The organism is Paraplanobispora siamensis (genome assembly GCF_016863175.1).
In the GTDB taxonomy this organism is placed as follows: domain Bacteria; phylum Actinomycetota; class Actinomycetes; order Streptosporangiales; family Streptosporangiaceae; genus Planobispora; species Planobispora siamensis.
The window spans coordinates 1-20074 of the sequence record NZ_BOOJ01000053.1; the positions used below are offsets into that span (position 1 = coordinate 1).

Here is a 20074-nt window from a genome sequence, read left to right on the forward strand (position 1 = left end):
CGCGCCGCCGACGCCGCCTGGTGCACGGCGGCCGAAGCAATCGCCGCATCGGCGTTGCTCATCGAACGGACACGCGCCCGCACGGCAGAAACCCGCCGCAGTCACCTCATGCTCGGCAGCTGAGCACCGCCGACCGAGCGCAGCCGATGCTGAGCCAGCGTCTGCCGCGGCGACACCCTCGTCGTCGGCAGCGTCGGCTGCGCACGCACCCGCCGCCGAGGCCACGATCGCCTGGAGCCACAGTCCGCAATCGCGGTCAGGTCTCGGCCGGCAGCGCGGTCAGCGGCTTGCTGCTGAGGCGATCTCAGCCAGCCGCAGCGGCCGGTAGCCGTCGTGGTCGAGCTGGGCGAGCTCACCGTCGATGTCGACGGAGTGGGTGCCGTAGCAGTGCACGTTCTCCTGGTGGGCCGGCCAGAGGTGTACCAGGACCTCGTCGTCGATCTGGCGGCCGGTCCGGCGCAGGGCGGCCACGCCGAGGCCGTGGTACTCGGTGAACCAGCAGACGATCGCGTTGATCGCCAGGGTCAGGCACCACATCTGTTCGGTCTGCTGCTCATGGTGCCGGCGCCGCAGCGCGCCCTCGCCGGCGCACCCCCGCGGCCGTCGGCATCTGTCCCGTCGCCGGACGCGGCCGCCTGTCCTACCCGGGCGCCGAACTCCCGCCGTCCCGCCGTGCGCAACACCGCCCGGATCATCTCGGCGTCCGGTCCCGCGCCGTCCATAGCGGGCGACCGCCCGCGCCGTACCCGAACTCCGGCTTGTCACTCATGCTCCACACCGTAAGCGAATCGAGACTTTAGCCGAAGGAGTCAGCATCATCGCAGCTCAGATGCTACTTCGTTGGAAATTTCTTCATTGCTACCGGCACCCCCTCCGGGTGGCGCTGAGGAACTCGCCGACGAGGAGGGCGCGCCGGAGCCGTTCTGCCGCGCGGCGGCGCCCCCGGCCGCTCAGGCCGGGACGGACTCCAGGCCGGAGCCGTCGAAGGGCGGATAGCTCTCGCCGCCCGTCCGCTCGGCCGCGGCGATGTAGCCGGTCAGAGCGTCACGGGACCGGGCGAGCCTGTCCATCCGGTCCTCCAGACGCCGCAGCCGCGACCGCATCGCGGCCAGCAGCTCGGGACACCCGAGCAGCTCCGGGACCTCTCCGACCGCGCAGGGCAGCAGATACGCGATGTCCTCGGAGGACAGCCCGGCATCGAGCAGGTGACGGATCTGCCGCACCCGCAGCACGGCCCCCTCGTCGTACTCGCGGTAGCCGTTCGCGCCGCGCTCGGCCTCCAGCAGGCCCTGCGCCTCGTAGTAGCGCAACTGATGAGGGTTGACGCCCGTCCGGCGACTCAGTTCCCCGATCCGCATCGAAACCTCACTTGACCTTCATACCGGTATCAACGTTGACGATGCTGCCATGAACCACAGAACCGACACATCCGTGACAGTCATCGGGCTCGGGCTGATGGGCCGGGCGCTCGCGGGCGCGTTCCTGAAGGCCGGGCACCCCACGACCGTGTGGAACCGCACACCCGCCAAGGCCGACCGGCTGGTGGCCGAAGGCGCACGGCAGGCGCCGACGGCCGGCGACGCGCTCAGGGCGAGCCCTCTGACGATCATCTGCCTCACCGACTATCAGGCCGTGCACGAGCTGCTCGGCGCGAGCGAGGCCGCACTGGACGGCACGACGCTGGTCAACCTGACCTCGGGCACCTCGGCCCAGGCCCGGGAGACCGCCCGATGGGCCGGGAAGCGCGGCGCCCGCTACCTGGACGGCGCCATCATGGCCGTCCCGCCGGCGATCGGGACCGACGAGGCGGTGATCCTGCACAGCGGGCCGCAGGCGGACTTCGAGGCGCACCGCCCGACGCTCGGCGCGCTGGGCACCGTCACCCATCTCGGCGCGGACCACGGACTGGCGTCCCTGTACGACACGGCCGGTCTGGCCATGATGTGGAGCGTCCTGAACGCCTGGCTCCAGGGCACCGCCCTGCTCAGGACGGCCGGCGTCGACGCCGCGACGTACGCGCCGTTCGCGCAGCAGATCGCCACCGGGGTGGCCGGATGGCTGCCCGGGTACGCCGAGCAGATCGACAGCGGTTCCTTCCCGGCCGAGGTGTCGGCCCTGGAGACCGACGCGCGGGCGATGGCGCACCTGATCGAGGAGAGCGAGGCTGCGGGCGTCAACGCCGAACTGCCGAGGCTGATCAAGGCGATGGCCGACCGCTCGATCGCCGCCGGGCACGGCGCGGAGCAGTACCCCGTCCTGATCGAGGAGTTCGGCAGACCTCGCGGCGACTGACCCGCCCGGACACCACCGGCGGGGCAGGCGCCCGGGCCGGTCGGCGATCCCGACCTGCCGTGCGGTCGCGAAGGGTGGCGAGGCCGTCGGTCACACCTCGGCCCTCGCCACCCTTCACCGCGTGCGCCCCGGCGCGTCCCGCGCCCCTATCCGCCGGCGGCGTCGAGCCGGGCCAGGACCTGGGTGGTCAGCTGCTGCAGGGCCTCGACCTGCTCGGGGCCGAGAGCGTCGAAGAACAGGGCCCGGACCGTCTCGACGTGGCCGGGGGCGGCGGTGGTGATCGCCTCGCGGCCGGCCTGGGTGAGGACGACGAAGGCGCCCCGGCCGTCGTCGGCGCACTCCTGGCGCTCGACCAGGCCGCGGCGCTGCATCCGGCTCAGGTGGTGCGACAGGCGGCTCTGCTCCCACTCCAGCGCGCGCTGCAGTTCGTAAGGGCGAAGTCGCCCGTCGGGCACGTCGGTGAGGTGCACCAGCACGTCATAATCGGCGAGGGACAGGTTGCAGGCCGCCTGCAGCTGCCGGTTGAGCGCGGCGCCCAGCTGGGCCTGCATGCGCAGGTAGGCCCGCCAGGCACGCTGCTGGTCGTCGTCGAGCCATCGCGGGGTGTCCATGCGTCCATCGTACCCGACATAAATGACACGTCATCGACTTGACGGAATAGATGATGTGTCATGTAGGTTGAGACCGATGCATGACACATCATCTTCTTCTCGGATCTCCTCGGAGGGCTGACATGACCGCCACCACCGGCCTCCACCTGACCCCGCAGATCGACGTCCGCCGCGCGAACGAGCGCTTCACCACCGAGATCGGCTGGCTGGACTCCAAGCACTCCTTCTCCTTCGGCCACCACTACGACGCGGCCAACACCCACCACGGCCTGCTGCTGGTCAACAACGACGACGTCGTCCGGCCCGGCTTCGGCTTCGACACCCACCCGCACCGGGACATGGAGATCGTCACCTGGGTGCTGCAGGGCTCCCTGGTCCACCAGGACTCCGAGGGCCACAACGGTGTCATCTACCCGGGCCTGGCCCAGCGTATGAGCGCCGGCACCGGCATCCTGCACTCCGAGAAGAACGACTCCTGGCGTCTGCAGGGCGACGTCCACGACGAGCCGGTGCACTTCGTGCAGATGTGGGTGCTGCCCGACGAGGCCGGCATCACGCCGGGCTACGAGCAGCTGGAGATCGACGCCGAGCTGCTCGGCGGCGGCCTGGTGCCGGTGGCCTCCGGCATGGCCGAGCACGACGGGGCCGCGGCCATCCGCATCAAGAACCGCTACGCCGCGCTGTACGCCGCCCGCCTGCAGCCCGGCCAGAGCGTCGAGCTGCCCGAGGCCCCGTTCCTGCACCTGTTCGTGCCGCGCGGCGAGGTCGCACTGGAGGGCGCCGGCGCGCTGGGCACCGGGGACGCCGTACGGTTCACCGCCACCGGCGGCCAGAAGGTCACCGCGACCGGACCGGCCGAGATCCTGGTGTGGGAGATGCACGCCACCGCCGCCTGAGGCCTGAGCCCCGTCCGCGACAGCGGACGGGGCGGCTCCCGCAGAACCACCCGCACGACCATCATCGAGGACACCCGAACCATGAGCCTGGAAACGTACAAGACCGCCACGACCTCGGTGCCGGTGCACCCGCTGCTGGCCGGGCGATGGAGCCCGCGTGGCTTCGACGCCGCCCACGCCGTCGGCGACGGGCAGCTGCGCGCGCTGCTGGAGGCCGCCCGCTGGGCGCCGTCGGCCAACAACAGCCAGCCCTGGCGTTTCCTGGTCGCACGCCGCGGCGAGGAGGCCTTCGCCCGGCTGCTGGACGTCCTCAACCCGGGCAACCGGACCTGGGCGGAGACGGCCGGCGCGCTGGTGCTGGTGGCCGCCGAGACCGCCGACGAGACCGGCCGGGCACGCCCGTGGGCGCTGTACGACACCGGCCAGGCCGTCGCGGCCCTGGCCGTGCAGGCCCAGGCCGAGGGCCTGTCCGTCCACCAGATGGGCGGCTTCGACGCGGCGGCAGCCCGGGAGGGCTTCGGCCTCGGCGACGGCCTCACCCCGGTCGTCGTGGTCGCCGTCGGACGGCTGGACACCGCCGCCGAGCTCCCCGAGCCACTGGCCGCCCGCGAGCGCGCCCCGCGCACCCGCCACCCGCTCGACACCCTGCTGCTGCCCGCCGCACCCGGCCCCGAGCAGCGGGCCGCCTGAGACCGGCGCGACGGTCAGGCCCGTCGGCCGTACGGCGCAGCCAGAGTAGGCGGCACCCAGCTCACCGCGGACACGCCCCAAGGGTGGGTCCATCGACCGGCACGCAGCGCCGTACCCGTTCTCGAACTTCAGGGTTTGCCCATCTAGCCGGGCACGCGGGGATGTCCCGCCATCGCCTGCCGGAGGTGGGCCGCGGTGTGGCGGTCGGCGGAGGCGACGCACAGCCGCAGGTGGTCCCGCTCGGGGCCGGTGATGTCACGCCAGCGGCCGCCGGGGGCCCACATGAGGGCGGCGATCACCAGGTGGGCGTGCAGGCACGGTTGCGGTGGCATGCCCGCCGGGCGGGGCGCGGTCAGGTGCCAGGTGATCCACCCCAGCAGGCCTGCGGACCGGGACCCGCCGGTGATCCGCTGTTCGAGATGGGCGGCGCCAGCGGTCACGGCGGCGGCGAACCGGTCGGCGATGTCGGCCGCGCGGGGGCTGTGCGCGTAGAGGGCGTTGACGTCTGCGGGCGCGGCCAGGGTGAGGTCGAATCCGCGGTTGCGGGTGCGATCGCAGGCCTCCACCAGCATCTGCCCGGTGCCCGGGTGGCGGCCGGCCATGAACGCCGCGGCCGGCACGTGCTGGTCCGGGGTCAGCGGGGCGCCGGGGGTGATGGCGAAGCACGCCAGGGCCGAGCCGAACCAGACCGGGTCCCGGGCCCCCGGCAGGTCGCGGAGGACCTCCCGGCGGTCCCACACCGGGGCGGCGTCGATCGGCTGCGGCGGGCCGTCGATGGAGCGGCGGCGATCGCACATGGCGCCGCCGCGCAGCCGGTAACGCACTTGCACGGCCGAGGGGCCGAGTTCGGTGATCCAGGCCATGAGGTCCCGCTCCGGATGACAGGGGAAGGGGCACGTCCGGTGCCGACCGCGGATGATCGCGGGGCGGCACGCCTCCCGGACTTTACAAGCAATCTTTCTATCCATCAACGCTCTTGTCAGGAAGCTGTCACCGGCGGCGACCCGTCCCCGGCGGGTCCAGAGCCCATCGGCCCGTCCGCGTGAGGACCTCGGACCCTGTGCCCGCCGACCGGGCGGAGGTGCGATGGAGACCGGCCGGACATCGAGGAGGACACGATGGGCATGACAGTGAGGACACTCGCCGGGACCGGCCTGCTGGGCGCCGGCCTGGCCGCGCTGGCCTATCCGCTGCTGTTGCGCAGATGGTGCCTGACCTGGGGGGCCACCGAGGAGGAGGCGGCCCGCGCGCTGCCCGGGGACGACCTGCTGCCGGACGCCGACCTGGTCGCCACCCGCGCCGTCGGCGTGGACGCGCCGCCCTCGGCGATCTGGCCGTGGCTGGTGCAGATGGGCAGCGGCCGCGGCGGCGCCTACACCTACGACTGGATCGAGAACCTCTTCGGCCTGGACATGCACAGCGCCGACGAGATCCTGCCGCAGTTCCAGGACCTCAAGGTCGGTGACGCGCTTCCCATGGGCGGGTCGGGCCCGACCATGATCGCGGAGATCGTGGAACCCGAGCGGGTGCTGACCTTCCGTTCCGGCGAGGGCGACTGGGTCTGGACGTTCGTCCTGGTGCCGGAGGGGGACACGACCCGGCTCATCAGCCGCAACCGCATCTCCGCCTCGGGCGCCACCCCGTTCGACCGGCTGGTCAACCTCCTGATCATGGAGCCGGGCAGTCTCGTCATGGAGCGCAAGATGCTGCTCGGCATCAAGTCCCGGGCCGAACGCCGCTCCCACGCCGTCGAGCGGCCCCGGCGGATCCCCGCCGGCGAACCCGCCGAGAAGAACTGAGGTGATCGACCGCACCGGGCCCGTCCGGTGGGGCGGGCCCCGATCGGAACCTCCCGGCGATGCGGCGGCCCGGCAGGACCGTCCGCATCCGATCGAGAAGAGATCAGATCATGGACGCCTATCCCGTACGCGTGCAGGCCCGTCTCGACGAGCCGCTCAACCGGGGGTTGTGGCTGGTCAAGTGGTTGCTGGCCATCCCCCACTACCTCATCCTGGGACTGTTGTGGGTCGCCTTCGCCGTTCTGACGGTGATCGCCTTCTTCGCCATCCTGTTCACCGGCCGCTATCCGCGGTCGATCTTCGAATTCAACGTCGGGGTGATGCGCTGGACCTGGCGCGTGACCTACTACACCTACGGCGCCCTGGGCACCGACCGCTACCCGCCCTTCACCCTCGGCCCGGCCCCGGACTATCCGGCCACGCTGGAGGTCGACTATCCGGCACGGCTCTCCCGCGGCCTGGTCCTGGTGAAATGGTGGTTGCTGGCCATTCCCCACTATCTCGTCGTCGCGCTGTTCACCAGCGGCAGCGCCGTCACCTGGCGCAGCGACCTGCCCGACAACACCGGCGGCGTCCTGTACGCCCTGGACTGGGGCGGTCTCATCGGCCTGCTGGTCCTCATCGCCGCCCTCATCCTGCTGTTCACCGGCCGCTATCCACGCGGCGTGTTCGACTTCGTCCTCGGCATGAACCGCTGGGCGCTGCGCGTGGCCGCCTACGCCATGCTGATGACCGACGTCTACCCGCCCTTCCGCCTCGACGCCGGTGAGCGCGAGCCCGCCGCCCGGCCGCACCCTGCCTCGCAGGCCGGCACCCCGCCCGGGCACGTGACGTTCGGGGACGGGGCGCCCGGAGAGGGCGTGTACGCGGGCGCCGGACCCCTCACCGCTCCCCCGGCGGGCGCCGGACCCCTCACCGCTCCGCCGACAGGTGCAGGGCCCGTGACCGCTCCCCCTGCAGGGCAGTACCGCTCCTGGCCGGGCGGCGCGATCGCCGCGGTCGTGATCGGCTCCCTGCTGGCCCTCGGCGGGCTCGGCACCGCCGCGGCGGGCGTCGCCACGGCCTGGTTCAACACCCAGCACGACTCCGGCGGGTTCATCTCCACCGCCACCGAGCGGATGAGCACCTCCGCCTACGCGCTCACCGCGGAGGACGTGGAGGTCGCCGGTCAGGGCGTCGTGTTCCTGCGCGGCGCCGTCGGCCGGATGCGCATCCAGGCCACCGGGACGGACGAGCCGCTGTTCATTGGGATCGCCCCGTACCGCGACGTCACCGCCTACCTGGACGGTGTGGCCTACGACGAGGTGACGCACCTGGCCTTCTCCTCCGTACCGCGCGACGACGTCGGCTACACCCGCCACGAGGGTGCGGCGCCCGCGTCCGCCCCGGGCACGCAGTCGTTCTGGACCGCGCAGGTCAGCGGGACCGGACAGCAGACGCTCATCTGGGACATCCAGCCGGGCGACTGGGCGATCGTCCTCATGAACGCCGACGCCTCCGCGCCGGTGTCGGCCGACGTCCGCGTGGGGGCCACGCTCCCCTGGCTGGACGACCTGGTCACGCTGCTGTTCGTCACCACGGCGGTCCTGGTCGCGGCCGGCGCCGGGCTGATCGCCCTGGGCGTCCGCCTGGCCGCCGTACCGCCTCCACCGCCTCCGCCGGCTCCCGTCCCCGCCCCGCCGGTCCCCACCGGATCGGGAAGCAGATCATGACGGAGGCCGTACCGGCGCGGGCAGCCGAGGCGCCCGCGCCGGTACGGCTTTCGATCACACCGCGGGCGCGTCCTCGCCGGCCGTGATCGGGACGCTCCAGCACAGGCGGGTCCCGCCCTCTCCGGCGGTCTCCAGTTCCAGGGAGCCGCCCAGTCCGGCCGCCCGTTCCTCGATGTTGCGCAGTCCGCTGCGCCTGCCCTCCTCGGGCAGGCCGACGCCGTTGTCGTGCACGACCAGCGACAGCCGCCCGCCGGCCACCTCCACCGCCACCTCGGCCTTGCTCGCCTTGGCGTGGCGCACGATGTTGGACAGCGCCTCGCGCAGCACCGCGAGCAGGTGCTCGGCGGCCGTCTCCGGCACCTGGTTGTCCAGCGGGCCCTCCATCCGCAGTCCCGGCATGAAGCCCAGGTGTCCACGCGCGCTCTCCACCAGGTCCACGATCTGCGCGCGCAGGCTGGAGGCGGCCTCCTCGCGGGTGTTCTGCAGGGCGAAGATGGTCGAGCGGATCTGCCGGATGGTCTCGTCCAGCTCGTTGATCGCGTGCTGCAGCCGGCCCGACGCCTCGGGCCGCTCCACCAGCCGCACCGTGCTCATCAGCGTCATCGCCACCGCGAACAGCCGCTGGATCACCACGTCGTGCAGGTCCTTGGCGATGCGGTCGCGGTCCTCCAGCAGGCTCAGCCGCTCGGCGTCGCGGCGCGCCTCGGCCAGTTCCAGCGCGATGGCGGCCTGCCCCGAGAAGGCCTGCAGCATCCGCAGGTCGGCGGGGCTGAACGGGCTCCGGCCGGCCTCCTTGGCCAGGACCAGCACCCCGCGGACGGCGTTGGCGGCCCCCAGCGGCACCAGCAGCCCGGGGCCGAACCCGCCGGCGCGCAGCGGGGACTCGGGGTAGGGGATGTCCTGCAGATCGCTGTACATCAGCGGCTCGCCCCGGGAGAAGACCGCCCCCACCGCCGAGGCCCCGACCGGGAACACCGCCTCGCGGAGTTCCCCGGCCGCGGCGCCTTCGGCGATCTCCACCCGCAGCGCCTGCCCGTCGTCGCCGGGCAGCAGCACCTGGGTCATGTCGGCGCCGGTCATCTGCCGTCCCCGCCGGGCGATGAGGGTGAGCACCTCCTGCGGTCCCGCGCCCGACAGCAGGCTGGTGGTCACCTCCGAGGAGGCCTGCAGCCACGTCTCGCGGCGCCGGGTCTCCTCGTACAGCCGGGCGTTCTCGATCGCCACGCCCGCGGCGGTGGCCAGCGCCACCACCACGGCCTCGTCCTCCTCGTCGAACTCCAGCCCGCCGCGCTTCTCCGTCAGATAGAGATTGCCGAACACCTCGTCGCGCACCCGCACCGGCACCCCGAGGAACGACCCCATCGGCGGGTGCCCCGGCGGGAACCCGTAGGACTCCGGATGGTCGGAGATGCGCGTCAGCCGCAGCGTCTGCGGTTCCTTGATCAGCAGTCCCAGCAGGCCCAGCCCGTGCGGCCAGTGCTCGATCCTGGCGATCTCCTCCTCGCTCAGCCCCACGGGGATGAACTGGACCAGCGTGTTCTCCTCGCCCACCACGCCCAGCGCGCCGTACCCGGCGTCCACCAGCGTGGTGGCGGTCGCCACGATCCGCCGCAGCACCGTCTCCAGGTCCAGGTCGCTGCCGACCGACACCACGGCCTCCAGCAGCGCGTGCACCCGGTCCCGGGTGGCCAGCACCGCCTCGAGCCGCACCTGGAGCTCCGCCAAGAGCTCATCCAGCCGCATGTGCGGAATGACGGAACGTGTCTCCCTACTGGTCATAGCCGGATTTTTCCAGCAAAAGTCCTGAATGCCCAGTCCGGCGGGAACATTTCAGGATCTTCATCCGGTGTTCACGGCCGCTCGTCGAGCATCTCCTCCAGCGGCCGCCGTACGGTGCCCGCCTCCTCCTCGGTGATCCCCATCCGTACGATCATCTGCGGGTACTCCCCCGCGCACAGCCCGTGGCGGACGAACTCGCGCAGGTGGTACAGCTCCAGGGCCTGGGTGTGGAAGGCGGCGCGCACCCCGTAGGCCGAGGCGAACAGCAGCGCCCGCTGGAGCCCCTGCCCGGCCGCCAGCCAGTCCTCGCGTTCGTCCCCGGCGGTGGTGAGCACCGCCACGAACTCCGGCGGCCCGGCCTCCGGCCGGTCCGGCGCCCGTTCGTGACCCCAGGGCCGCTCGTAGCCCCAGGGCCGCCCCCGGGCGTAGTCGCGCCGGGCGAACAGGGAGCCGTTCCCGGGGAAGAGCCCCGAGGCGCTGTCCTGCTCGGAGGAGCGCGGATAGGCGTCGGCGGGCACGCCGTCGCGGCGCCGGCTCTCCGGTGAGCGGGACCAGCGCAGCACCTCCAGGGAGAACCCGCTGTCCTGCGACTGCACCTCCTGGGCCGCCCGGGTGACGGCCGCGAGGGCGCGCACCGCCGGCCCGGATCTGATCGGCGTCAGCCGCACCCCCTCCGCCGCCGCCTCCCGGCACATGGCTTCGACGAACCTGTCCGGCAGGGGCCCGCCGGTGAAGTCGCCGCGGTGCGTGCGGCGCCGCTCGATCTGCGCGTGCAGCAGACGGGTGTGCTCGTCGGGCTGCGCCGCGCCGCCCGGCCGTACCAGCGCCAGCAGCGCCGGCCGGTCGGGGTCCGGCAGGAGCCGCACCACGGGTTCGTGGCCGAGCCCGCGCAGCGCCAGCCGCACGTTGAACAGCGCGGCGCCGCAGCTGATGAGCATCTCCCTGCCGGCCGGATCCTCCACGGGGAGGCGGCGGCCGGTGTCGGCCCGCACGCTGATCTCCTCGCCGGACACGACGAAGGACCAGGGCTGGGTGTTGTGCACCGACGGGGCCCACACCGCGGCCTCCACCGCGGCGTGCACGGCCTTGCCGATCTCTTCACTGTCGCGCATGTCTCACCTCGCGGTGCTCAGCTGTGCCGCCATATCGGCCGCAGCGCAGGGGGGTCCTGCGGGGGAACGGAGTCGTCGCGCTCGTAGGTGAGATCGACGACCGCATCCACGACGCCGTCGACGGCCATGACCAGCCGCTCGGCGAAGGGGATCAGGCTCTTGAGCTCGACCCGGCCGGTGAGGGTCACCACGCCGTCGCGCACGTCGACCGAGATCCTGCGCGGGTCCTCCCACAGGGTCCGGACGATGATCTCCTCGATCACCTCCTGGCGGATCCGCTCGTCGGGCCGCAGGAAGATCGTCAGGAGGTCGGCGCGGCTGACGACGCCCACCAGGCGGCCCGTCCCGTCGACCACCGGCAGGCGCTTGATCCCGTGCTTGGCCAGCAGCCGGGCCGCGGAGGGGAGCGTCGCGCCGGGGGCGACCGTCACGGCGGGGGCGCTCATCAGCTCCCCGGCCGTGTCGGCTCCGGACTTCGCCCGCGCGAGCCGGTCGCGGCGGTGCTCGATGATCCTGGGACGCCGCTCGCCGGCCTCCTTGGCCTCCTCCTTGCGCAGGAGGTCCGCCTCGGTCACGACGCCGGCGACGTGACCGGAGCCGTCCAGGACGGGGGCGCCGCTGACCCCCCGTTCGGCGAAGACCTCCACGATGTCCTTGAACGCCGTCTCCTCCATCACGGTCAGCACGTCCCGCGTCATGACGTCGGCGACCGTCGGCCGGGCTGTCTTCCTCATCGCGGGCTCCTTCCTCCGCTCTGCGTCCAGTCAAGTCACGGTCACGCGGCGGGGACAGGGCTGTTGGGCCATCGTCGCACGGGACTTATGACCCGGACAGCGGTGGTTTCTCCGGAGATTTTGGGTCTTTGGGCTCGATCAGCGGGACTAAAGACTCTGAGATCGGGATATGGCCCCCGAAAGGATGAACGCGCCACGCCGGGGCTCCGGCGTCCGGCGTGGATGGCGCACACCGGCCGGCGCCGGAGAGATCCGGGCGCGGCCGTATGCCCGTGCTCCCAAGAACGATCTGTGCGTGAGGATGAGGAGTTACGTCTATGGCGGGTATGGATGGGCCGGTCAGTGACGCCCTGTTGCGTCTGGGCCGGCATCTGCGTGCCGGAACGGTCTCCGAGGACCTGCGGACGCTCCACCAGATCGGCGGCCGGCGAAGTGACGCCTTCTACCGCGACCGATGGAGCCACGACAAGGTGGTGCGCTCCACGCATGGGGTGAACTGCACCGGATCGTGTTCCTGGAAGGTCTACGTCAAGGACGGGATCATCACCTGGGAGGCGCAGCAGACCGACTATCCCAGCGTGGGGGGCGACCGTCCGGAGTACGAGCCGCGCGGCTGCCCGCGCGGCGCCGCGTTCTCCTGGTACACCTACTCCCCCACCCGGGTGCGCTTCCCCTACGCCCGCGGCGTGCTGGTGGAGATGTACCGGGCGGCCAAGGCCCGCCTGGGCGACCCGGTCGCGGCCTGGGCCGAGATCACCTCCGACCCGGACAGCCGTCACCGCTACCAGTCGGCCCGCGGCAGGGGCGGCCTGGTGCGCGTCTCCTGGGAGGAGGCCACCGAGATCATCGCGGCCGCGCACGTGCACACCATCAAGACCTACGGCCCCGACCGGGTCGCCGGCTTCTCCCCGATCCCGGCCATGTCGATGGTCTCCCACGCGGTCGGCGCCCGCTTCGTGTCGCTGCTGGGCGGCACCATGCTCTCGTTCTACGACTGGTACGCCGACCTGCCGGTGGCCTCCCCGCAGATGTTCGGCGACCAGACCGACGTGCCGGAGTCGGCCGACTGGTGGGACGCGGCCTACCTGATGCTGTGGGGCTCCAACGTGCCGGTGACGCGCACGCCGGACGCCCACTACATGACCGAGGCCCGTTACCGGGGGCAGAAGGTCGTCGTGGTCGCCCCCGACTACAGCGACGCCGCCAAGTTCGCCGACGAGTGGCTGGCGCCCCACCCGGGCACCGACGGCGCGATGGCCATGGCGATGGGGCACGTGATCCTGCGGGAGTTCTTCGTCGAGCGGCAGGTGCCGTACTTCACCGACTACGTCAAGCGCCACACCGACCTGCCGTTCCTGGTGACCCTGGACGAGCGCGACGGCGGCTACGTGCCGGCCAAGTTCCTCACCGCCGCCGACCTGGGCCGGGACAAGGAGCCCGAGGCGGCGTTCAAAACGGTGCTGGTCGACTCGGCGACCGGTGAGCCGGTGGTGCCCAACGGCTCGCTCGGCTTCCGCTACGCCGCCGCGGGCGAGGGACGCTGGAACCTGGACCTGGAGGGCGTCGACCCGCTGCTGACGCTGGAGGGCGGGCGGACCGTGACGGTCCTGCTGCCCCGCTTCGACCAGGAGGGCGGCGCGGGCGACGGGGTGCTGCGGCGCGGCGTCCCGGTGCGCGAGATCGGGGGCCGGCTGGTCACGACGGTCTTCGACCTCATGCTCGCCCAGTACGGCGTCGCCCGGCCCTCGGGCGGGTCGAGCGCGAGCGCCTCGGCGCAGGAGACGCGGGAGTGGCCGGCCTCCTACGACGACGCCGGCGCGCCGTACACGCCCGCCTGGCAGGAGACGATCACCGGGGTGCCGGCGGCGCAGGTGGTGCGGATCGCCAGGGAGTTCGCCCGCAACGCCGAGGACTCCGGCGGCCGATCGATGATCATCATGGGGGCGGGGGCCAACCACTGGTTCCACTCCGACACGATCTACCGCGCGATGCTGGCGCTGACCACGCTGACCGGCTGCCAGGGCGTCAACGGCGGCGGCTGGGCCCACTACGTGGGCCAGGAGAAGTGCCGCCCGATCACCGGCTGGGCGCACATGGCCTTCGGCACCGACTGGTCGCGCCCGCCCCGGCAGATGATCGGCACCGCCTACTGGTACCTGCACACCGACCAGTGGCGCTACGACACCTACAGCGCCGAGGTGGTCTCCTCCCCGCTGGGCGGCGGGGCCTTCACCGGCAAGGCCACGGCGGACCTGCTGTCGCAGTCGGCGCGCCTGGGCTGGATGCCGTCGTATCCGACCTTCGACCGCAACCCGCTGGACCTGGCCGACGAGGCGGCCGGCTCGGGGCAGGAGGCGGGGCCGTACATCGCGGCCAAGGTCGCCTCCGGGGAGCTGGGCTTCGCCTGCGAGGACCCCGACGCGCCGGCCAACTGGCCGCGGGTGCTGACGGTGTGGCGGGCCAACCTGCTGGGGTCCTCGGCCAAGGGCAACGAGTACTTCCTGCGGCACCTGCTGGGCGCCGACTCCTCGGTGCGCGCCGCCGAGGCCGCGCTCGGGCAGCGCCCGGACGACGTCACCTGGCAGCAGCAGGCGCCGCGGGGCAAGCTCGACCTGCTGCTGTCGCTGGACTTCCGGATGACCTCCACGACGCTGTTCTCCGACATCGTGCTGCCGGCCGCCACCTGGTACGAGAAGCACGACCTGTCCTCGACCGACATGCACCCGTTCGTGCACGCCTTCAGCCCGGCGATCGACCCGCCCTGGCAGACGCGCACCGACTTCTCGGCCTTCCACGCCATCGCCAAGGCCTTCAGCTCGCTGGCCGCCGCCCATCTGGGCGTGCGCAAGGACCTGGTCGCGGTGCCGCTGCTGCACGACACGCCCGACGAGCTGGCCACCCCGCACGGGCACGTGAGCGACTGGCGGGTCACCGGCGAGATACCCGTGCCCGGCCGGAACTTCCCGAAGATCACGGTGGTCGAGCGGGACTACGGCGCCGTCGCGGCGAAGATGGCCGCGGTCGGCCCCCTGCTGGACAGGCTCGGCACCACCACCAAGGGCATCACCTACCAGGTCGGCGAGGAGATCGAACGGCTCGCCAGGATGAACGGCACCGTGCGCGGCGGGGTGGCCGACGGGCGGCCGTCGCTGGCCCGCGACGTCGACATGTGCGAGACGATCCTGGCGCTGTCGGGCACCACCAACGGGCACCTGGCCGCGCAGGGCTTCGCCACGCTGGGCCGCCGCACCGGGACCTCCTTCGACGGCCTGGCCGACGAGCACAAGAAGATCACCTTCGCGGACACGCAGTCGCGGCCGGTGCCGGTGACCACCTCGCCGGAGTGGTCGGGCAGCGAGACCGGCGGGCGCCGGTACTCGGCGTTCACCCTCAACGTCGAGCACCGCAAACCCTGGCACACCCTCACCGGGCGCCAGCACTTCTTCCTGGACCACGACTGGATCCACGAGGCCGGGGAGACGATGCCGGTCTACCGGCCGCCGCTGAACATGACCGTGCTGTTCGGCGAGCCGGGCGTGGGCGAGGGCGGCGAGCAGGGGATCACGGTCCGCTATCTGACCCCGCACTCCAAGTGGTCCATCCACTCGGAGTACCAGGACAACCTGCTGATGCTGACCCTGTCGCGCGGCGGCCCGACCATCTGGATGAGCCCGGTCGACGCGCAGCGGGCCGGCATCCGCGACAACGACTGGGTGGAGGCGGTCAACCGCAACGGCGTCGTGGTCGCCCGGGCGATCGTCTCGCACCGCATGCCCGCCGGGACGGTGTACATGTACCACGCCCAGGAGCGGGTGGTGGACGTGCCCAAGAGCGAGACCTCCGGCAGGCGCGGCGGCATCCACAACTCCCTGACCCGGCTGCTGATCAAACCCACCCACCTGATCGGCGGCTACGCCCAGCTGTCGTTCGCCTTCAACTATCTCGGGCCGACCGGTAACCAGCGTGACGAGGTCACCGTCATCCGCCGCCGCAGCCAGGAGGTCGACTACTGATGCACCAGGAGATCCGGTACGGCGGGACGGAGGTCCGGCGATGAAGGTGATGGCGCAGCTCGCCATGGTGATGAACCTCGACAAGTGCATCGGGTGCCACACCTGCTCGGTGACGTGCAAGCAGGCGTGGACCAACCGGTCGGGCACCGAGTACGTGTGGTTCAACAACGTCGAGACCCGGCCCGGGCAGGGCTATCCCCGCACCTACCAGGACCAGGAGCGGTGGAAGGGCGGCTGGGAGCTCAACTCGCTCGGCCGGCTGAAGCTCAAGGCCGGCGGGCGGGTCAGGAAGCTGTTCTCCATCTTCGCCAACCCGCTGATGCCCTCGATCCAGGACTACTACGAGCCCTGGACCTACGACTACGACCGGCTGTTCTCCGCGCCCATGCAGGAGGACACCCCGGTCGCCCGGCCCCGGTCTCTCATCACCGGCGAGCCGACGAAGATCAGCTGGAGCGCCAACTGGGACGACAACCTGGCCGGAGGCCCGGAGCTGGCTCCCGCCGACCCCGTGCTGCGCAAGGTGTCCGACCAGGTCAGGCTCTCCTTCGAGCAGGCCTTCATGTTCTACCTGCCGCGCATCTGCGAGCACTGCCTCAACCCCTCGTGCGTGGCCTCCTGCCCGTCCGGCGCGCTGTACAAGCGTTCGGAGGACGGCATCGTCCTGGTCGACCAGGACCGCTGCCGCGGCTGGCGGATGTGCGTGACCGGCTGCCCGTACAAGAAGGTGTACTTCAACCACCGCACCGGCAAGGCCGAGAAGTGCACCTTCTGCTTCCCCCGGGTCGAGGTGGGCATCCCCACCGTCTGCTCGGAGACCTGCGTGGGCCGGCTGCGCTACATCGGGATCATCCTCTACGACCCCGACCGGGTGGTCGAGGCGGCCTCCGTACCCGACGACAAGGCCCTGTACGAGGCGCAGAAGAGCGTGATGCTCGACCCGGAGGACCCCGCCGTGATCGCCGCGGCCCGCGCCAGCGGCATCCCGGAGGACTGGCTGGAGGCGGCGCGCCGCTCCCCCATCCACAAGCTGATCTTCGAGTACGGGGTCGCGCTGCCGCTGCACCCGGAGTACCGCACCATGCCGATGGTCTGGTACATCCCGCCGCTGTCGCCGGTCGTCGACGTGCTGTCCGGCACCGGCCACGACGGCGAGGACGCCGGCAACCTGTTCGGCGCGATCGACGCGCTGCGCATCCCGATCGGCTACCTGGCCGAGCTGTTCACCGCCGGGGACCCCGCGCCGGTGCGCGCCGTGCTGCGCCGCCTGGCCGCGATGCGCTCCTACATGCGCCGCGTCAACCTCGGGCAGGAGCGCGACGAGTCGATCGCGGCGGCGGTCGGCATGACCGGCGAGCAGGTCGAGGGGATGCACCGGCTGCTGGCCCTGGCCCCCTACGGCGAGCGCTACGTCATCCCCAAGGCCCACGCCGAGCAGGGCGCGCAGCTGGAGGAGCTGGCGACCGGCTGCAGCCTCGACTACGAGGGCGGGCCCGGCATGAACGGCCCGTTCGGCGAGGCCTCCGGGATGCCCGCCCCGGTCGCGGTGGAGAACTTCCACGCGCTGCGGGAACGGCAGTCCGGCGACGACCTCGACCAGGCCCACGAGCTGCGCGGCCGGGTCAACCTCCTCAACTGGGACGGCAAGGGCACCCCTGACGGCCTGTTCCCGAACGGAGACGGTGAGAAGCGATCATGACGAGCCCTGACGACGGCCCGGTGCGCACCGCCCACATGGTGGCCTCGGTGCTGCTCGGCTATCCCGACGAGCGGATGTACGGCGAGCTGCCGGTCCTGGCCGAGGCGGTGGCCGGGCTCCCCCACGGGGAGGTGCGCGCCCGGCTGGAGTCCTTCCTCGGCCGCTGCGCCGCCACCTCGCGAAGCGCCCTGGCGGCCCACTATGTGGCGACCTTCGACCTCAAGAGGCGCTGCTGCCCGTACCTGACCTACTACGCCTACGGCGACACCCGCAAGCGGGGCGCCGCCCTGCTGCGGTTCAAGCACGCCTTCCGCGAGGCGGGCTTCGAACTCGCCGACGGCGAGCTGCCCGACCACCTGTCGGTGGTGTGCGAGCTGTCGGGCCGCGGCGCCGTACGGCAGGCCCAGCGGCTGATGCAGGAGAACCGGGCGGGCCTGGAGCTGCTGCGCACCGCTCTGGAGGCCGAGGACTCGCCGTACGCCGACGTCGTGGCCGCGGTGCTGGCCACGCTCCCGGCGGCCGGCCCGCGCCAGCGGGAGGCCGCGCTGCGCCTGGCGGCCCAGGGGCCGCCCGCCGAGGAGGTCGGACTCGAACCCTACGCAGTGATGGAGGCAGGCCGGTGAACGCACTGGATGTGGTGCTGTGGGTGGTGGCCCCGTACGTGGCCCTGACGGTGTTCGCGCTCGGGCACGTGTGGCGCTACCGCTACGACAAGTTCGGCTGGACCACCCGGTCGTCGCAGATGTACGAGTCGCGGCTGCTGCGCATCGGCAGCCCGCTGTTCCACTTCGGCATCCTGGTGGTGGTGCTCGGCCACGTCGGCGGGCTGGTGATCCCCAAGAGCTGGACCGAGGCGGTCGGCGTCAGCGAGGAGCTCTACCACGTGGTCGCGGTCGTGCTGGGCACGATCGCGGGCGTGGCGACGCTGGGCGGCCTGGCGATCCTGATCTACCGGCGCCGCACCGTCGGCCCGGTGTTCAGCGCCACCACCCGCAACGACAAGCTCATGTACGCCGTCCTGGCCCTGACCATCGTGCTCGGCCTGGCCGCGACGGTCCTGGCGAACATCGTCGGCGGCGGCTACGACTACCGCACCACCATCTCGCCCTGGTTCCGGTCGATCTTCTACTTCCAGCCGGACCCCTCGCTGATGGCCGGGGCCCCGCTGCTGTTCCAGCTGCACGCGCTCAGCGCGCTGCTGCTGTTCGCGATCTGGCCGTTCACCCGGCTGGTGCACATGCTCACCGCCCCGGTCGGCTATCTCACCCGGCCCTACATCGTCTACCGCAGCCGTGAGGAGCACCGGACCGGTGCCCGCGCTCCGCAGCGAGGCTGGGAGCCGTCCTCGCGGTGACCCCGCGGAGAGACAGAGAAACGAAGAAGGGGCCCGGCGGATCCGCCGGGCCCCTTCTTCACGTCCTCCGGGTTCTTCGCATCACGCCGAGCGGACCCGCGAGGAGGGCGCCGCCTGCCGCCGGGTCAAGGAGCGGACCGCGGTGACCGTCAGCAGCAGGGTCAGCACCGACACCGCCGACAGCAGGGCCAGGCCCACGCCGTAGGAGCCGAAGCGGCCGTAGACGAAGCCCATCACCAGCGGCGGGACGAACCCGCCCAGCCCGCCGGCGGCGCCGACCAGGCCGGTGACCGAGCCGACCTTGTCGGCCGGGGCCACCTGGGCGACCAGGGCGAAGGTGGCGCCGCTGCCGGCGCCGAGCGCGGCGGCCATGGTCAGGAACGCGGCCGTGCCCAGGAACATCAGCGGCGGGGTGAAGGCCTGCACCGCCGCGCACAGCGCGACCACGGCGAAGACCGCGGCCAGGACGGGAAGCGGCCCGATCCGGTCCGACAGCCAGCCGCCCACCGGGCGCATCACGACCGCCAGGATCACGAAACCGGCCATCCGGTTGGCGGCGTCGGCCTGCTCCAGCCCGTAGGCGGTCTGCAGGTAGGCCGGCAGATAGACGGAGAAGGCGACGTAGCCGCCGAAGGCCACCGCGTACAGGATGCACGCCTGCCAGGTGATGGACAGCTTGGCGGTGGCCGCCAGGCGCGCCACCAGCGGCTGGGTCGGGATGGTACGGCCCGGCGCGTCCCGCAGGACCAGCCAGGAGACGACGGCGTAGACGGCCAGCACGACCGCGGTGATCACGAACGGCGTCGCCGAGCCGCCGGCCTTGACCAGGTTGACCGTGGTCAGGGCGCTGATGGCGGTGCCGCCCATGCCCGCGCCGAAGATGCCCACGGCCAGCCCGCGCCGCTCCGGGGGGAACCAGGCGTTGACGAAGGGCACGCCCACGGCGAACGCCGTCCCGCCGATGCCCAGGAAGAAGCCGCCCACCAGCAGCGCCGCCAGCGAGTTCTGGCCGAACAGGCCGATGAACAGAACGGGGACGATCGTGATGGCCGAGATGAGCGGGAACATCACCCGCCCGCCGAAACGGTCGGTGAGCGCACCGACCGGGATGCGGCCGAGCGAACCGACGATCACCGGGACCGCCACCAGCAGCGCCTGCTGGGAGGCCGACAGCTCCAGCAGCTCCTTGAACCGCGGGCCGAGCGGGCTGAGCAGCGCCCACGCCCAGAAGTTCACCGCGAACCCCAGGGTCGCCACGGCCAGCATCAGCAGCGGACTGCGGCCGGTCCCCGATCCATCCGTTCTGACGGTACTCATATCACCAGTCCTCAATCAGAGTTCGGGTGGGCGGCTGCGGTTCTTTCTGCTCCCGCAACGCGCCCA

17 protein-coding genes are annotated in these 20074 nt (G+C 72.0%); 9 read left to right on the plus strand and 8 right to left on the minus strand.

What is annotated here, in order from left to right; genetic code table 11:
- Positions 1–279: 279 nt before the first annotated feature.
- Complete coding sequence (locus Psi01_RS44215) at positions 280–765, minus strand: Tn3 family transposase (RefSeq protein WP_204067554.1); 486 nt, start codon at positions 763–765, stop codon at positions 280–282.
- 185 nt (positions 766–950) lie between these two features.
- Positions 951–1358, minus strand: coding sequence for a MerR family transcriptional regulator (locus tag Psi01_RS30380; RefSeq protein WP_204067555.1), 408 nt, complete (start codon positions 1356–1358; stop codon positions 951–953).
- A gap of 49 nt (positions 1359–1407) precedes the next feature.
- Between Psi01_RS30380 and Psi01_RS30385 the strand changes: the two genes are divergently transcribed.
- Positions 1408–2292: an NAD(P)-dependent oxidoreductase gene (locus Psi01_RS30385; RefSeq protein ID WP_204067556.1), complete on the plus strand. Its 885-nt coding sequence runs from the start codon at positions 1408–1410 to the stop codon at positions 2290–2292.
- A 146-nt stretch (positions 2293–2438) separates the two neighbouring features.
- On the opposite strand, the gene Psi01_RS30390 is transcribed toward Psi01_RS30385, so the two are convergent.
- The gene (locus Psi01_RS30390; RefSeq protein WP_204067557.1) at positions 2439–2903 is read right to left on the minus strand and encodes a MarR family winged helix-turn-helix transcriptional regulator; all 465 of its coding nucleotides are present in this window, start codon (positions 2901–2903) and stop codon (positions 2439–2441) included.
- A gap of 122 nt (positions 2904–3025) precedes the next feature.
- Between Psi01_RS30390 and Psi01_RS30395 the strand changes: the two genes are divergently transcribed.
- Both Psi01_RS30395 and Psi01_RS30400 read left to right on the plus strand, forming a co-directional pair.
- On the plus strand, positions 3026–3799 hold the full coding sequence (locus tag Psi01_RS30395; protein WP_204067558.1) for a pirin family protein: 774 nt from the start codon (positions 3026–3028) through the stop codon (positions 3797–3799).
- A gap of 81 nt (positions 3800–3880) precedes the next feature.
- A complete protein-coding gene (locus tag Psi01_RS30400; RefSeq protein WP_204067559.1) occupies positions 3881–4489 on the plus strand; it encodes a nitroreductase family protein in 609 nt (202 codons plus the stop codon).
- A gap of 143 nt (positions 4490–4632) precedes the next feature.
- On the opposite strand, the gene Psi01_RS30405 is transcribed toward Psi01_RS30400, so the two are convergent.
- Positions 4633–5352 carry a relaxase domain-containing protein gene (locus tag Psi01_RS30405; RefSeq protein ID WP_204067560.1) on the minus strand — a complete coding sequence of 240 codons (720 nt, stop codon included), beginning with the start codon at positions 5350–5352 and terminating at the stop codon, positions 4633–4635.
- A 261-nt stretch (positions 5353–5613) separates the two neighbouring features.
- Between Psi01_RS30405 and Psi01_RS30410 the strand changes: the two genes are divergently transcribed.
- The gene (locus Psi01_RS30410) at positions 5614–6288 is read left to right on the plus strand and encodes a hypothetical protein (RefSeq protein WP_204067561.1); all 675 of its coding nucleotides are present in this window, start codon (positions 5614–5616) and stop codon (positions 6286–6288) included.
- 110 nt (positions 6289–6398) lie between these two features.
- The gene (locus Psi01_RS44430) at positions 6399–8000 is read left to right on the plus strand and encodes a DUF4389 domain-containing protein (protein WP_204067562.1); all 1602 of its coding nucleotides are present in this window, start codon (positions 6399–6401) and stop codon (positions 7998–8000) included.
- 54 nt (positions 8001–8054) lie between these two features.
- Here the strand turns inward: Psi01_RS44430 and Psi01_RS30420 are convergent, their stop codons facing one another.
- The 3 genes from Psi01_RS30420 to Psi01_RS30430 all read right to left on the minus strand — a co-directional run bounded on the left by Psi01_RS30420 (position 8055) and on the right by Psi01_RS30430 (position 11625).
- Positions 8055–9743 carry a sensor histidine kinase gene (locus tag Psi01_RS30420; RefSeq protein ID WP_275424613.1) on the minus strand — a complete coding sequence of 563 codons (1689 nt, stop codon included), beginning with the start codon at positions 9741–9743 and terminating at the stop codon, positions 8055–8057.
- A gap of 107 nt (positions 9744–9850) precedes the next feature.
- Positions 9851–10891, minus strand: a complete 1041-nt coding sequence (locus Psi01_RS30425) for an Acg family FMN-binding oxidoreductase (protein ID WP_204067564.1) — start codon at positions 10889–10891, stop codon at positions 9851–9853.
- 17 nt (positions 10892–10908) lie between these two features.
- On the minus strand, positions 10909–11625 hold the full coding sequence (locus Psi01_RS30430) for a CBS domain-containing protein (protein WP_204067565.1): 717 nt from the start codon (positions 11623–11625) through the stop codon (positions 10909–10911).
- A 317-nt stretch (positions 11626–11942) separates the two neighbouring features.
- Here Psi01_RS30430 and Psi01_RS30435 point away from each other — a divergent pair, with 317 nt between their 5' ends.
- The 4 genes from Psi01_RS30435 to narI are packed head-to-tail and all read left to right on the plus strand — an operon-like array spanning position 11943 to position 18691.
- Positions 11943–15638, plus strand: a complete 3696-nt coding sequence (locus Psi01_RS30435; protein WP_204067566.1) for a nitrate reductase subunit alpha — start codon at positions 11943–11945, stop codon at positions 15636–15638.
- A 40-nt stretch (positions 15639–15678) separates the two neighbouring features.
- Positions 15679–17337 carry a nitrate reductase subunit beta gene (narH, locus tag Psi01_RS30440; RefSeq protein WP_204067567.1) on the plus strand — a complete coding sequence of 553 codons (1659 nt, stop codon included), beginning with the start codon at positions 15679–15681 and terminating at the stop codon, positions 17335–17337.
- On the plus strand, positions 17334–17960 hold the full coding sequence (gene narJ / locus Psi01_RS30445; protein ID WP_204067568.1) for a nitrate reductase molybdenum cofactor assembly chaperone: 627 nt from the start codon (positions 17334–17336) through the stop codon (positions 17958–17960). Before narH ends, narJ begins: the two co-directional genes overlap by 4 nt.
- Positions 17957–18691, plus strand: coding sequence for a respiratory nitrate reductase subunit gamma (gene narI / locus Psi01_RS30450; RefSeq protein ID WP_204067569.1), 735 nt, complete (start codon positions 17957–17959; stop codon positions 18689–18691). Before narJ ends, narI begins: the two co-directional genes overlap by 4 nt.
- Before the next feature lie 81 nt (positions 18692–18772).
- Here the strand turns inward: narI and Psi01_RS30455 are convergent, their stop codons facing one another.
- Positions 18773–20008, minus strand: a complete 1236-nt coding sequence (locus Psi01_RS30455) for an MFS transporter (protein WP_275424614.1) — start codon at positions 20006–20008, stop codon at positions 18773–18775.
- Positions 20009–20074: the final 66 nt, after the last annotated feature.

Coding starts and splice junctions, on each gene's coding strand:
- Psi01_RS30455 (WP_275424614.1), bottom strand. CDS start 20,008: ATGAGTACCGTCAGAACGGATGGATCGGGGACCGGCCGCAGTCCGCTG.
- Psi01_RS30380 (WP_204067555.1), bottom strand. CDS start 1,358: ATGCGGATCGGGGAACTGAGTCGCCGGACGGGCGTCAACCCTCATCAG.
- Psi01_RS30385 (WP_204067556.1), top strand. CDS start 1,408: ATGAACCACAGAACCGACACATCCGTGACAGTCATCGGGCTCGGGCTG.
- Psi01_RS30420 (WP_275424613.1), bottom strand. CDS start 9,743: ATGCGGCTGGATGAGCTCTTGGCGGAGCTCCAGGTGCGGCTCGAGGCG.
- Psi01_RS30430 (WP_204067565.1), bottom strand. CDS start 11,625: ATGAGGAAGACAGCCCGGCCGACGGTCGCCGACGTCATGACGCGGGAC.
- Psi01_RS30435 (WP_204067566.1), top strand. CDS start 11,943: ATGGCGGGTATGGATGGGCCGGTCAGTGACGCCCTGTTGCGTCTGGGC.
- Psi01_RS30400 (WP_204067559.1), top strand. CDS start 3,881: ATGAGCCTGGAAACGTACAAGACCGCCACGACCTCGGTGCCGGTGCAC.
- Psi01_RS30395 (WP_204067558.1), top strand. CDS start 3,026: ATGACCGCCACCACCGGCCTCCACCTGACCCCGCAGATCGACGTCCGC.
- Psi01_RS30410 (WP_204067561.1), top strand. CDS start 5,614: ATGACAGTGAGGACACTCGCCGGGACCGGCCTGCTGGGCGCCGGCCTG.
- Psi01_RS44430 (WP_204067562.1), top strand. CDS start 6,399: ATGGACGCCTATCCCGTACGCGTGCAGGCCCGTCTCGACGAGCCGCTC.
- Psi01_RS30425 (WP_204067564.1), bottom strand. CDS start 10,891: ATGCGCGACAGTGAAGAGATCGGCAAGGCCGTGCACGCCGCGGTGGAG.
- narH (WP_204067567.1), top strand. CDS start 15,679: ATGAAGGTGATGGCGCAGCTCGCCATGGTGATGAACCTCGACAAGTGC.
- Psi01_RS30405 (WP_204067560.1), bottom strand. CDS start 5,352: ATGGCCTGGATCACCGAACTCGGCCCCTCGGCCGTGCAAGTGCGTTAC.
- Psi01_RS30390 (WP_204067557.1), bottom strand. CDS start 2,903: ATGGACACCCCGCGATGGCTCGACGACGACCAGCAGCGTGCCTGGCGG.
- narJ (WP_204067568.1), top strand. CDS start 17,334: ATGACGAGCCCTGACGACGGCCCGGTGCGCACCGCCCACATGGTGGCC.